The sequence below is a fragment of the Phormidium pseudopriestleyi FRX01 genome (genome assembly GCF_017313335.1).
GTDB lineage: Bacteria > Cyanobacteriota > Cyanobacteriia > Cyanobacteriales > Laspinemataceae > Laspinema > Laspinema pseudopriestleyi.
On sequence record NZ_JAFLQW010000460.1, the window covers coordinates 1 to 12,388 of the forward strand.

At 47.1% G+C, this 12,388-nt stretch carries 16 protein-coding genes; 12 read left to right on the forward strand and 4 right to left on the reverse strand.

From position 1 onward, the window contains the following. Both J0895_RS17175 and J0895_RS17180 read left to right on the forward strand, forming a co-directional pair. Positions 1-456: Holliday junction DNA helicase RuvB C-terminal domain-containing protein (locus tag J0895_RS17175; protein ID WP_277989860.1), on the forward strand; the 456-nt coding region annotated here is incomplete at its 5' end. Positions 457-641: 185 nt separating this feature from the next. Then, positions 642-1,505: a tetratricopeptide repeat protein gene (locus J0895_RS17180; RefSeq protein WP_207089261.1), complete on the forward strand. Its 864-nt coding sequence runs from the start codon at positions 642-644 to the stop codon at positions 1,503-1,505. Positions 1,506-1,621: 116 nt separating this feature from the next. Here J0895_RS17180 and J0895_RS17185 read toward each other — a convergent pair whose 3' ends face one another. Next, positions 1,622-2,431: a TIGR01548 family HAD-type hydrolase gene (locus J0895_RS17185; protein ID WP_207089262.1), complete on the reverse strand. Its 810-nt coding sequence runs from the start codon at positions 2,429-2,431 to the stop codon at positions 1,622-1,624. A gap of 376 nt (positions 2,432-2,807) precedes the next feature. Here J0895_RS17185 and J0895_RS17190 point away from each other — a divergent pair, with 376 nt between their 5' ends. The 10 genes from J0895_RS17190 to J0895_RS17235 all read left to right on the forward strand — a co-directional run bounded on the left by J0895_RS17190 (position 2,808) and on the right by J0895_RS17235 (position 11,259). Next, complete coding sequence (locus J0895_RS17190; protein ID WP_207089263.1) at positions 2,808-3,107, forward strand: 30S ribosomal protein PSRP-3; 300 nt, start codon at positions 2,808-2,810, stop codon at positions 3,105-3,107. 174 nt (positions 3,108-3,281) lie between these two features. After that, complete coding sequence (locus tag J0895_RS17195) at positions 3,282-4,001, forward strand: Mo-dependent nitrogenase C-terminal domain-containing protein (protein ID WP_207089264.1); 720 nt, start codon at positions 3,282-3,284, stop codon at positions 3,999-4,001. Between the two features lie 91 nt (positions 4,002-4,092). Continuing rightward, a complete protein-coding gene (gene obgE, locus J0895_RS17200; protein ID WP_207089265.1) occupies positions 4,093-5,133 on the forward strand; it encodes a GTPase ObgE in 1,041 nt (346 codons plus the stop codon). A gap of 195 nt (positions 5,134-5,328) precedes the next feature. Continuing rightward, positions 5,329-5,493, forward strand: coding sequence for a hypothetical protein (locus J0895_RS17205; RefSeq protein WP_207089266.1), 165 nt, complete (start codon positions 5,329-5,331; stop codon positions 5,491-5,493). Positions 5,494-5,687: 194 nt separating this feature from the next. Further along, positions 5,688-6,341: an ATP-dependent Clp protease proteolytic subunit gene (locus tag J0895_RS17210; RefSeq protein WP_207089267.1), complete on the forward strand. Its 654-nt coding sequence runs from the start codon at positions 5,688-5,690 to the stop codon at positions 6,339-6,341. Positions 6,342-6,418: 77 nt separating this feature from the next. Continuing rightward, a complete protein-coding gene (locus J0895_RS17215) occupies positions 6,419-7,012 on the forward strand; it encodes an ATP-dependent Clp protease proteolytic subunit (RefSeq protein WP_207089268.1) in 594 nt (197 codons plus the stop codon). Between the two features lie 150 nt (positions 7,013-7,162). Further along, positions 7,163-7,771, forward strand: coding sequence for a J domain-containing protein (locus J0895_RS17220; protein WP_207089274.1), 609 nt, complete (start codon positions 7,163-7,165; stop codon positions 7,769-7,771). Then, positions 7,771-8,421: a Uma2 family endonuclease gene (locus J0895_RS17225; RefSeq protein WP_207089269.1), complete on the forward strand. Its 651-nt coding sequence runs from the start codon at positions 7,771-7,773 to the stop codon at positions 8,419-8,421. Before J0895_RS17220 ends, J0895_RS17225 begins: the two co-directional genes overlap by 1 nt. Positions 8,422-8,447: 26 nt before the next feature. Next, on the forward strand, positions 8,448-9,104 hold the full coding sequence (locus tag J0895_RS17230; RefSeq protein WP_207089270.1) for a Uma2 family endonuclease: 657 nt from the start codon (positions 8,448-8,450) through the stop codon (positions 9,102-9,104). Positions 9,105-9,390: 286 nt separating this feature from the next. Next, entirely contained in the window at positions 9,391-11,259 is a 1,869-nt protein-coding gene (locus J0895_RS17235; protein WP_207089271.1) for a 30S ribosomal protein S2, read from the forward strand. A 258-nt stretch (positions 11,260-11,517) separates the two neighbouring features. Here J0895_RS17235 and J0895_RS17240 read toward each other — a convergent pair whose 3' ends face one another. The 3 genes from J0895_RS17240 to J0895_RS17250 all read right to left on the reverse strand — a co-directional run. Beyond that, positions 11,518-11,802 carry a type II toxin-antitoxin system RelE/ParE family toxin gene (locus J0895_RS17240; protein ID WP_207089272.1) on the reverse strand — a complete coding sequence of 95 codons (285 nt, stop codon included), beginning with the start codon at positions 11,800-11,802 and terminating at the stop codon, positions 11,518-11,520. Next, positions 11,799-12,020 (reverse strand): hypothetical protein, encoded by a 222-nt coding sequence (locus tag J0895_RS17245; RefSeq protein ID WP_207089273.1) that lies wholly within the window; start codon positions 12,018-12,020, stop codon positions 11,799-11,801. The genes J0895_RS17240 and J0895_RS17245 overlap by 4 nt, the downstream gene beginning before the upstream one ends. 96 nt (positions 12,021-12,116) lie before the next feature. Next, a partial coding sequence (locus J0895_RS17250; protein WP_242541384.1) for a DUF2283 domain-containing protein occupies positions 12,117-12,388 on the reverse strand: 272 nt, incomplete at its 5' end.

Sequence of the window (12,388 nt, forward strand, 5' to 3'; positions counted from 1 at the left end):
GCGATCGTGCAACGCACTGCCGAACTCCTGCAAACCCCGATCACCCCCGATGGATGCGAAGAAATTGCCCGTCGTTCCCGAGGGACTCCCCGCATCGCCAACCGCCTCCTCAAAAGGGTCCGCGACTTCGCTCAAGTCAAAAAATGCGGAGATATTAACGCCGGGGTTGCCAATCAAGCCTTAGAATTATTTAACGTAGACCCGATCGGTCTGGATTGGACTGACCAACGGTTATTAAAAATGTTGATTGAAAACTTCAACGGCGGTCCCGTGGGTTTGGAAACCCTCGCTGCAGCAACCGGAGAGGATTCTCAAACTATTGAGGAGGTTTATGAGCCTTATTTATTGCAAATCGGCTATTTGAATCGCACCCATCGAGGACGAACCGCAACCCCAGCCGCTTGGAGGCATTTCGGTTACACCCCACCCCCGGAACAATTGTCTTTGAGAATTTAGGGTTTTATTGGTTCGATTCCTAAGCAGGATTTAACAGGGAAATAGACCTTTAAAAACCCGCACCCTGAAGGGTGGGGCTACACGGACGAAGCCTGCCTCCGCAGGCTAAAGAGTATTGTTAGGTCTTTCACAACCGGATTTGGTATAACACCCTTATCAATCTAATTTTTTTAAAAAAATACCCAATGGAGAAACGATTGAGAACAACAGCGAACCCTTGGCAACGGCAGGTGATGAGAATTGCATTGCTCTGTTTAGTCTGTTTATTTACTTGGATCGGAACCCTTACCCCAGCTTATGCCCAATCTGAAGAAGCGGAAACCCGAGGACTAGGAACTGAAGCCCTCTTACAACTGGAAGAACTGGGAACTCAAGCCTTTGCGGCGATGAATGCTGGGGATTTAGTAGGGGCAGAAAGGTACTGGACGCAGTTTTTAGAACAGGTGCCGGATAATGCTGCTGCCTGGAGTAATCGGGGGAATATCAAAGTGAGTTTAAATAAACTCCAAGAGGCGATCGCCGACTATAACCGGGCGATCGAACTCGCACCAGATGCTCCCGACCCCTATCTCAATCGCGGCACCGCCTATGAAGGGTTAAAACGCTGGGACGATGCGATCGCCGATTACAATCACGTCCTAGAACTCGACCCCGAAGACCCTGCCGCCTACAACAATCGCGGCAATGCCGAAGCGGGACGCGGAAACTGGGTAGAAGCGATCGCCAACTATAAAAAAGCCAGCGAGCTCGTCCCAGACTACGCCTTCGCCCGCGCCAATTACACCCTCGCCCTCTATCAAACCGGGGAAGAAGCCGCAGCAATCAAGTCTATGAAGAATATCCTCCGCAAATATCCTAAATTTGCCGATATGCGGGCCGCCCTCACCGCCGCCCTCTGGACCCAAGGACATCGCGGTGAAGCCGAAAGTAATTGGGTTGCCGCCGTCGGTTTAGACACTCGCTACAAAGATTTAGACTGGGTTGCCAACACCCGCCGCTGGCCCCCAGCAATGGTCAGCGCCCTGGAGAAGTTTCTCAAAATTGAGTAAGCGATGTTCGTAGTAACGACTTCAGTCGTTCTCCCCGTTCGTAGTAACGACTTCAGTCGTTCCCCCTCCCAAGCCTAATAATCACTCTTCATCCTTCATCCTTCATCCTTCATCCTTCATCCTTTACCCCTCACCAACTCCCCAATCAAGGCCGGTGTCAATTCCTTGACATTCGCTAAAACGATCGCCGCACCTGCTTTTTTCAGACTGGCACTATAGGCGTTCTTTCTATCTTCACTATCCTGAACATGAGGCGGTAAGACCCCCACCCCGATCCAGGTTCGGTTTGGCTGCTGTTGTTTAGCTTGGGTAACAGTGTACAAATCCGCCACCGTATCTCCCACATACACCACCGGGACAGTTTCAAAACTCGAATATCGAGTTTCTAATTGCTTCAGGGTGGCAAAAAGTCCCGTCGGGTCCGGCTTCCCCGGCGCATCTTCCATCGCCACCACCACCGGATCCGTTAATCCTAATGCACCTTCTAAGACATAAGCGGCTTCCGCTCTCATGGCTCCACTAAAGAACCCCCAGGGAATTCCCCCTTGAGTCAAACTTTCCAAATAGGCTGGATTGACCAACAATGGCTCTTGACAAATATAGCCGGTCATGGTATTGGGGTCTGGACCTCGATAGCGAGATTGAAAAAATTTAACCAGGGTGTCGTACTCCAAGGCAAGGCGATCGCGACTTTGACCCTGACTCTCGAAGTAGCGACAGATTAACTCAAACGAAGCATCCCAGTCATTATTCCAAACCCCTTCAGACTTGAGTTGGTCAATGTCTGCCGAGGAGGGACGATAGGCAGTTTGGGTAAAGTGCTCCACAGTATCGGCGATCGCCCGGAGGTAAGAACCACTGACATCCCGAATCACCCCATCAATATCAAAAACAGCGATCGCCGCCGTTGTAATTTTCCTATCCATCGTAAGTAGGCCCCCTCCATAACAGCTTTAAAGTCCTGTTATTCAGGATATAGGCCCTAGACAATCCCCGCCATCCTCGTTCCCAGGCTCTGCGGTGGGAATGCCAAATTGGAGGCTCTGCCTCCTTCTTCATATCACACCCTAAAATTGCCAACCCCAGTTGCCAACAGCAGTCCAACGAGAAAAAAGATATCGCCTTTCGTCGAACATCAGGTATAATCGGATGCTGCCCTATTCCCAAAGAATGGGACCCGGAAAAATTGAGATTTTATTTGAGCCTTTATTTTTCCAATCCTCGCCTAAGTAGCCCAAATATGCGCTATAATAAAGCGTTGTACCATTACCCGAAAATTACACAAACCTCAAGGAGGTGTGATTGTCAAAGTTTATTTTAAAAGTTCTCTGGTTAGAGGACAACGTTGCGATCGCAGTTGATCAAGTTGTGGGTAAGGGAACCAGCCCTTTAACCCGTTACTTCTTTTGGCCTCGGAATGATGCCTGGGAAGAACTAAAAAATGAGTTAGAAGCGAAGCACTGGATCTCCGAAACTGACCGGGTAGAGTTGCTCAACAAAGCCACCGAAGTCATTAACTACTGGCAAGAAGAAGGCAGAAGGCAGCCAATGGTGGAAGCTCAGTCCAAATTTCCGGAAGTGGCCTTTACAGGTAGCAGCTGAAGCCCTGAGTTATCAAACCTTCTGGCAGCGGATATCTCCAAAAAGATATCCGCTGATTGTTTGTGAGCAACCCCGGTGATCAAAATCACCAGAGATGGACCAAAGAATCAACCCCATCCCAAAAAGAGGGGTTACCATAGAATTGAGCACTTACACTCAACAGGTTGACAGTTTATGACTGGTGTTGTTCACTCTCCTCTAAATGCCGAGCAAATTTATGTCTGGCTGAGGGGACTATTAACGATTGCCTGGGCAGATGGTCACTTCGACCAAGAAGAAAAAGACTTAATTGCGGAACTGACTCAGGAAGAATTAGCGCCCTCCATTAACTTGGGTGAACTCAAACCCATCAAACCGCAAGATTTAGCGGCGGTTTTAGGCAACGAACCCATCATTGCCGAAAACTTCTTAAGAACAGCGGTAATGGTTGCCTTAGCCGATGGAGTTTATTCCGCTAGTGAAGAGGAAAAATTATATGAGTTTTGCCACGCATTAGGACAAAACTCTAAAGTTTTAGAAGCCCTGCGGCATACCCTCTGGGATGGAAGAAATACTCAACTCCAAGATTCCGAGGCGACTGCCTGGGCCGAGGGGGAAGGGACCAACGGTCTGCACCCGGGTCCGAAACAGCAGGGGGATGTCCTCTCCCCAGTGCGCCATTGGCTGGATGATCTGGAAATCCATGACCCCCGACTGGCTAGATTTCTGTGCAAAATGATTCCACCGCAATGCCCATTTGAACGAGATATTCGTTTATTCGGCAATAAGGTGGTCCATATTCCCCCTCTATGCCATATCAATCCGCTCTATGAGCAAATGGTGGGTTTACGCTTCCGCGCTTTATCCTACTTAGCTGATGATTGCGGTGAAGATGTGACCCCGTATTGCCAATAATCCCGACCACTCGCCAATGGCTCCAGAGTCCTTTGTTGAGGGGTTCAGGGTGTAGAACGAACTTACTTTTGACAAAGGACCCAGGACAATCATGCAATTTATCGATCGCGTAGAAATAGAAGTCGCTGGTGGCAAGGGTGGCGATGGCATCGTCGCTTTCCGCCGGGAAAAATATGTCCCGGCGGGTGGCCCCGCTGGAGGCAATGGAGGCAAGGGCGGTTCCGTCATTCTGCGAGCAGTAGAACACCTCCAAACCCTCTTAGATTTTAGATATAACCGCCGAATTGAGGGAGAAAACGGACAACGAGGCGGTCCCAACAATCGTACTGGGGCTTCCGGCGGCGATCGCATCGTTCAAGTCCCCGTCGGTACAATGGTTTATGACGCCACCACGGAAGAAGTCATCGGGGACCTCATCGAACCCGAGCAAACCTTTGTCGTTGCCGCAGGTGGAAAAGGTGGACTCGGAAACAAACATTTTCTCAGCAACAGCAACCGTGCTCCGGAATATGCCTTACCCGGACTTGAAGGGGAACAGCGGTTTTTGCGCCTAGAACTGAAACTCTTAGCTGAAGTCGGTATTGTCGGTAAACCCAATGCCGGTAAATCTACCCTAATCTCGGCCCTCTCTGCTTCTCGTCCCAAAATTGCCGATTATCCCTTTACGACTTTAGTCCCTAACTTAGGAGTCGTCAGAAAACCCAGTGGAGACGGCACTGTATTCGCGGATATTCCTGGATTAATTGAAGGGGCGCATCTGGGGGCCGGTTTGGGTCATGAGTTTTTACGCCATATCGAACGCACTCGGGTGTTGTTGCATCTGGTAGATATCACTGCACCGGATCCGATTGAAGACTATGAGATGATTCAGCAGGAGTTGGCCGCTTATGGGCGGGATTTGCTGAATCGGCCTCAAATTGTGGCGTTAAATAAGATGGATGCTTGCGATCGCACAGAAGCAGAAATCGAGGCGATCGCCACGCGCTTAAGTGAACTTTCCCAGTCCACCACCCCCATCTTTCAAATCTCCGGCGTCAGCCGACAAGGACTCGACCCCCTACTCCAAGACATCTGGACCACCATCGATCGCCTCAAAGAAGAACGCGACCTCATCCACAATCTAAGTTCGTAGTAACGCCTTCAGGCGTTATCATTCCGACGTTCGTAGCAACGACTTCAGTCGTTAACCCCCTAAATGTTAAAAATGGCGTAAGTTCTGAATCATTTCCCGCTATTTAACCCTTAAAATAGTAGGTTTTTCACGCATAAGAGCAGCGACGGTCCCCGGACCTTGGCAAGGGGAGGGTTAGGGTGGGGTCCTCCTGACGTGGCAATCGCCACGTCACGCACTCACAGTCGGCGATCGCGCCTATATGGAGGCGGGTGCCAACCTCTTTCTACGCGCAAGTGCGATCGCACCTCACTCCGACACTCCACCCACCGATTCCACGCGCAAGTGCTTAAGCACCTCACCGCCGACACCCCACCCTAACCCGGACCTTGCCAAGGTCCGGGGACCGTTCGTAAAAAACCTACTCTTGTAAGCCCCAAATCCCACAGCCCCCACACCCAACCGGACCACTCGTACAATTACGAATCAATAATCGAGAACCTACCCCTGCGCCCCGTCCAGCAACACGCTACTATTGATAGAGAAACCGCCATGAATTCGAGCTGAAACTTGACATGAACTCACCCATACAGGCAGTTCAATCTCCCTACTACGGAGATGGATATCAACGGACACCCCCCCCAGATTTACCCTCCTTGTTACTCAAGGAGCGAATTGTCTATCTGGGGATGCCCCTAGTGCCGCAGGTTACTGAACTCATCATCTCTGAACTGCTGTATTTGCAGTACGATGATCCAGAAAAACCCATCAACATCTATATCAACTCCACCGGCACCTCAAATGAAAGCGGCGAACCCGTCGCCTTTGAAACCGAAGCCTTTGCCATCTGCGACACCATCAAATACATCAAGCCGCCAGTCAACACCATCTGTATCGGCATGGCAGTCGGAATGTCAGCGATGCTGCTATCCGCCGGGACAAAAGGATGCCGCACCAGTTTACCCAATGCCACCATCGTGCTGCATCAACCCAAGAGTTATACTCGGGGTCAAGCCTCCGATATTCAGATTCGAGCCAAGGAAGTTTTGGCAAACCGCCAGACTATGATCGAGATCCTCGCCGAAAATACAGGTCAGACCCCCGAAAAAATTATCAAAGATATGGATCGGGTGTTTTATCTGAACCCTAATGACGCGGTAGAATACGGACTCATCGATCGCGTATTGGAAGCCAAAGACCTAGCGCATCCCGTCCCTGCGATCGTCTAATCCCGTGAGAGTTTAGATTTTGATAACTCTAAATTCTCACTTATTGCTTTTTGAATCTAATATCGGAGTCTCACATTATGCCTATCGGTTACCCAAAAGTTCCCTATCGTCTGCCGGGAGATTCTTATACACAGTGGATTGACCTAGAAACCCGGTTGTATCAAGAACGCATTATTTTCCTGGGTAGCGAAGTCGATGATCAACTGGCAAATAAAATCATTGCCATCATGCTTTATCTGGATTCTGAGGAAGCAGGCAAAGATATTATTCTCTATATCAACTCTCCCGGAGGTTCCGTCACCGCTGGCATGGCAATTTACGATACCATGCAGCACATCAAATCTGATGTGGTCACGATTTGCGTCGGTCTAGCTGCCTCGATGGGTTCCTTCCTCTTAGCGGCAGGATCACCGGGCAAACGGCTGGCCCTCCCCCACTCCCGGATCATGATCCATCAACCCTCGGGGGGTGTCAGGGGTCAAGCCTCGGATATTGAAATCGAGGCCAGGGAAATCGTGCGAATTCGCCGTCAGCTAAACCAAATATACGCCAATCGCACGAGTCAAAACCTGGAAAAAATTGAGAAAGACATGGATCGGGACTTCTTCATGTCTGCACAGGAAGCCAAAGATTATGGCTTGATTGATCGCGTGATTGAAGAACGTCCTTAACTGCGAGGGTAGGGATGAACTGGGGGGACAAGGGTAAAATTGTTATCCTTGTCCCCTCATCCTTAACTCCAAATTGGGTAATATCGTGACTATCCTAAACTTGTGGAAAGATGGCAGAATTTTTATCCCACTCTGCCATTTTTAATTAGAATGACTATCGAAGAATGCTATAGAGTATTAGGTCTGAAAGTAGGTGCGACCCTAGAAGAGGTCAAGACGTCGTACCGCATATTGGCGCGGCAATATCATCCGGATGTCAATCCCGGGGACGGGCGATCGCATGACAGATTTATCCAGCTTAATCAAGCCTATCACCACTTGCTAGAAGTTGCCAAACCTGCCGCCCAAGTTGGACAACCTAGCACCCCCACAACCCCCCCCACAACCGCCCCACAAACCACCGTCAAAACCCGAGTCAGTCGGAAAGAAGCGGAATTTCGGAACAATCCTCGGTTAACAGACCTGGAACAACTCCTCAAACAGCGGGGGTATTTGCAATTACAGGGGTTTTTAAAAGCGCAACGGTTTCCTCGCGCCGTGGCATTAGTCGATGCACTCGCACAACGGCTACCCCAGGACCCGGAAGTGCGACAATGGCAGGCGATCGCCTATCAACGCTGGGGACGCCATGCGATCGCCACAGGAGACCTAGACAAAGCTAGGATATACTTGAAAAAAGCCCTCCGCATCGATCCACACAATCGATCGCTGTGGATGGAAGTTGAACGAGATTTTCGTCGTTTGGAGCAAATTTTCTAATGATTACCACCCCAAAAACCAAAGCACCCACCGAAGGCAGAGTCTTACTCCAGAATATTAGCTGGGGAACCTACGAACGCTTATTAAATGAAATGGGAGATCACCGCAATATTCGCCTACATTATGACCGAGGATTATTAGAAATCATGACCCCATTATTAGAACATGAACAACCGAACCGACTTTTATCACAAGTAGCCTATGTCGTCGCAGAAGAACTAAACGTCGAAATTTTGAGTGCTGGTTCTACGACATTGAATCGACCTGACTTAGAAAAAGGGTCTGAACCCGACTCTAGTTTTTATATTAAAAATGAAAGTTTAATCCGAGGTAAACGTACCATCGACTTAAAAACCGACCCACCGCCTGACTTAGTAATCGAAGTTGATGTAACTAGCAGTTCCATTGATAGAGAGGGGATTTATGCGGCAATGGGAGTACCAGAAATCTGGAGATGCGATCGGGGTGTGCTCAAGTTTTTACAATTGCGATCGGGCAACTATGTAGAAACCGAGCATTCTCTAGCCTTTCCCTTGTTACCTGTTACCGAAGTCGCCAAGTTTTTAGACCAAAGCCAAACCGTCGGGGAAACAACCTTAGTCAGAAACTTTCGCGCCTGGGTGAAAGAGCAAATCAAAGCCGAAAATTAGTAAGCAATTGTTGGAGTTAATTTTTAATGAGCAGCACAACTTCCCAATTTAAACCCCTGACAGAAGGCCGAGTTTTACTCCAGAATATTAGCTGGAAAACCTACGAACGCTTATTAAATGAAATGGGAGATCATCGCAATACTCGCCTAAATTATGACCGAGGCTTATTAGAAATCATGACCCCATTATTTGAACACGAAAATCCCAAGCGAATCTTGGAGAAATTCGTGGATGCGTTAGCGGATGTGCTTAATATTGAAATCTTGAGTGCCGGTTCAACCACCCTCAATAGGCCAGATTTAGCTCGGGGTTCAGAACCAGATTCAGGCTTTTATATCCAAAATGAACAACAGGTAAAAGGCAAGCGCACCATTAACCTAAAAACCGACCCCCCGCCTGACTTAGTAATCGAAGTTGATGTAACTAGCAGTTCGATTGACAGAGAGGGGATTTATGCGGCAATGGGAGTACCAGAAATCTGGAGATGCGATCGGGGTTTGCTCAAGTTTTTACAATTGCGATCGGGCAACTATATAGAAACCGAGCATTCTCTAGCGTTTCCCTTGTTACCCGTGACCGAAGTTGCCAAGTTTTTAGAACAAAGCCAAACTGTGGGTGAAACAACTTTATTAAAAGCCTTTCGCGCTTGGGTGAGAGAGCAAATTCAAGCTGAAAATAAGTAAGCAATCCGTAGAGTAAATTTTCTCATGAGTACCACCACCAAAACCACAGCACCGACAGAAGCCAGATTTTCACTCCAGAGTATTACCTGGGAAGCATCCGAACACTTATTAAAAGCAAAGGTGAACTCCTCGTAATAGTATGCTACATTATGACTGAGGATTATTAGAAATCCGGCTTCCGCTATTGGAAACCAACTTTCTGTTACACTCTGCTCGTAAACAGCACCTTCTCGCTGCTCGCCTAACTTAAAACTGTGACAACCCTAGACATAGGAAGGAATCGAACATGGCAAGGAAGCCCTCCAAACACCGGGCAAAAATCAATCAAAAATCCCGAGATGCCAGAACTTTAATGAAACGGGTTTGCAAATATATAGAAGCACCCAGCAACCAGGGAAAAACTTTTCTAATTGTCGGAACAAAACCACGGACATCAGAACTGGTGGACAAATTAGCAAAGCGCTACAAAGATAAAATATTTTATTGCAAAAATAGTCGGAAAGTTTATCGCTACAAGACGGGTCAACAGCACTGTTATGTAAATCGACTGTACTCGGGAAAAATCCTGACCAAGTTCTCGAAGCTGCAACAATTAGAAAGGCTAGAAGAACTGGGAAAACTAGACAAGTCTAAACGGAAAGAGATTGTCCATTTGCAGCGTCAGTTGAATTATTTGAGGGGCATCAAACGAATGGATCGGCTTCCAGATGCCGTCATTATCCTTGACCGGCGATCAGAATATAAAGTTTTAATCGATGAATGTCGCGACCTGGGAATTAAGGTTATTTATTTTAATAAATCCCCGCTACCACCAGTGGAAACCTCAGACCAGATCCGAGAGAAGATCAATGATACAATCGAGAACACCCCAGAACTGAATCAACTTAATAAATTAAGATCACAAGCCAATCCAGAGGACTGGAATCAGCTAGTTGATTGGCTCTTAGGTCAAGCAAAACGATCTCTCGCTCGGGCGATTGAACCCCTTGCAGAGCTTTTGTTTGACGTTGATTTTGAACAAGCAAGAAACCACGTAGCAGAACTCCAAACAAAATATCCCAATCATACTCGCGACGAAATTGCCAACATTCTGATCAAAGAAACACTTTTTAAAGTAGCCAGAATCAGTTATATAGAAGACCTAACTCCCGAGGATATTAACTATGAAATTAAAAACGCTATTTCTTGCGTAGCCAACTGCGACTTAAAAACCATTACGCAGGAATGTGCCGAAATGGTTTTTAAAATTGCGGGGATCTACGACTTCGATCTGAACAGCCCGATACGACAGTTTGAAGCGTTGGCAGCTTTCGGTATAGCTTGGCTCGGAAAAAGGGCGATCAATGCCGGTATTGGATGGCTCGATGTTGACTTTTTCGATGAAATAAATATCCGCGCAGTTTCTCACGCCCTAATGATTTTTACGGTGGGCAATGCCGCTCGCCTGTTTTACAAAAAAGCAAAATTAGAGAGAGATACACTCTTAGATAACCCTACGAAGTTTGAGCGATTTTTGGAAGACAATCGAGTTTTGGAAGACAGTCGAAGCAGCGATTTGTACACCGTACAAGATGATGAAGATTTAACACAAGTAATTAACGAACAATTTTCAACAAATCCTAATAACTCAGAGCCGGAAACCTCTCCAAATACAGTAATTGAAACAAGAATTATACCAATTTCTCCAATAGAATGTCCACGGGGAGTAGATTACAGTAAGTTAGAAAAATTACTGAAATATCGTAAATGGAAGGCGGCGGATCATGAAACGAGGCGGATCATGTTGGAAGTTGTCAAAAGGACAAAGTGGTTCGATGATAAAAGTATCCACGGTTTTTCTCAACAACATCTCAGTTATATCAATCATCTGTGGAAAACAAACAGCAATGATCGTTTCGGGTTTTCTCAACAAAAACGTATTTATGAGTTGTTAGGTGGAACGGGCGAATATAATCCAGAAGTTTGGTCAAACTTCGCCGAAACAGTGGGATGGAAACAAGAAGAAAACTGGCTGTATTACGCGGATCTTCAGTTCGATACCGCCGCGCCGGAAGGTCATCTACCAGCAGTTCTCGGGCATCAGAAGCATCTTTGGGGACTGGGAGACATACAGGGAAGTCGCCTGCGTCTCCTCCTCTCCCGTGAAGATTTCTAGTCTGGCCCCATCTATCTCATTCCTAAGCAAGATATAATACCAAATCCTGCTCTCATTAAAGTCAAAATACAGGACTTACGGATATTTGGAGACCGAACCCCATCTGTACGCGCGATTCTCTTGTAGTTCTTACAGATATAGAGGTCATGAGGTCATGAGTAAGTCCTGTATAAACTATCAGATAAAAAACCCGCTATTCGTTGCCGCAGTTTGCCCCTGAACTCCCACGCTCACCGGTGTGGGGTGGGAAAAATGGCCTTAATACACCTCATCATGAGTGCCAATATCAATTAGCACTATCATCTCTTCACTGGAATCTGATTCGGTCCTAAAAGTATAGATGATTCGGCAATCATATTCAACCCAACAGGCCCATAATCCTTCTAACTGTCCTTTTAATTTGTGGGCCTTTAATGGAACAGCAAAGGGATCTAATAAAAGTAATTCTAAAACAGCAAAAATTTTTTCCTGTAACTGCGGGTTTTTACGGACGACTCGTTTAAAGGCCCGTTTAAAGCTATTTTCCCATACTAAAGTTTTCATTCTTCCTCTAACAAATCTGCCCGTAAGTCAGCTAAAGTACCGCGTTTTGCTGTTCCGGCTTCTAGGGACTCCAAGGTTTGCGTGGCATGGGTGGCGATTTGTTGTCGGCGTTGTTCAATTCTTCTTTTTTGGATTAACTCAATCAATAGGTCCTGTTCTTCCAGAGAAAGGGATTCTACACATTCGATCGCCTGTTGCAGAGAGACTATATTTCTCATGACGGTATGGTTTTCGGCAATAGATGGATCTATACTGATTTTAGCAGAACTGACCGATGAGAGCCGATCGCCCTGGAGCTCAAACAGGAACCCACCTCACCGCAATCCGTGGCATTTGGGTGATAAACGACTGACATTCATCACGGAAAATCCGATAATATTCCCCGCTTCATCTATCCGTTTCATAATCGCATCTTTATCGGTTTCTTGCATAAAGCCCAGTTTTTCTGAAAAAATAACCTCTAAAAAATCAGCGTCTTGGTCATACCAAATTTTTACCTGTCCCTTATAATATTTGAGAAACCGGGTTTCTTTCATAAATTTAGGCGATGAAACAACAATTGTAGCAGAAACCCGGTTTCTGGTCC

Bases quoted from the DNA above. Each gene is read 5' to 3' on its own strand.
- J0895_RS17180 (WP_207089261.1), top strand. From the start codon at position 642: ATGGAGAAACGATTGAGAACAACAGCGAACCCTTGGCAACGGCAGGTG.
- J0895_RS17185 (WP_207089262.1), bottom strand. From the start codon at position 2,431: ATGGATAGGAAAATTACAACGGCGGCGATCGCTGTTTTTGATATTGAT.
- J0895_RS17195 (WP_207089264.1), top strand. From the start codon at position 3,282: ATGACTGGTGTTGTTCACTCTCCTCTAAATGCCGAGCAAATTTATGTC.
- obgE (WP_207089265.1), top strand. From the start codon at position 4,093: ATGCAATTTATCGATCGCGTAGAAATAGAAGTCGCTGGTGGCAAGGGT.
- J0895_RS17210 (WP_207089267.1), top strand. From the start codon at position 5,688: ATGAACTCACCCATACAGGCAGTTCAATCTCCCTACTACGGAGATGGA.
- J0895_RS17215 (WP_207089268.1), top strand. From the start codon at position 6,419: ATGCCTATCGGTTACCCAAAAGTTCCCTATCGTCTGCCGGGAGATTCT.
- J0895_RS17220 (WP_207089274.1), top strand. From the start codon at position 7,163: ATGACTATCGAAGAATGCTATAGAGTATTAGGTCTGAAAGTAGGTGCG.
- J0895_RS17225 (WP_207089269.1), top strand. From the start codon at position 7,771: ATGATTACCACCCCAAAAACCAAAGCACCCACCGAAGGCAGAGTCTTA.
- J0895_RS17230 (WP_207089270.1), top strand. From the start codon at position 8,448: ATGAGCAGCACAACTTCCCAATTTAAACCCCTGACAGAAGGCCGAGTT.
- J0895_RS17235 (WP_207089271.1), top strand. From the start codon at position 9,391: ATGGCAAGGAAGCCCTCCAAACACCGGGCAAAAATCAATCAAAAATCC.
- J0895_RS17240 (WP_207089272.1), bottom strand. From the start codon at position 11,802: ATGAAAACTTTAGTATGGGAAAATAGCTTTAAACGGGCCTTTAAACGA.
- J0895_RS17245 (WP_207089273.1), bottom strand. From the start codon at position 12,020: ATGAGAAATATAGTCTCTCTGCAACAGGCGATCGAATGTGTAGAATCC.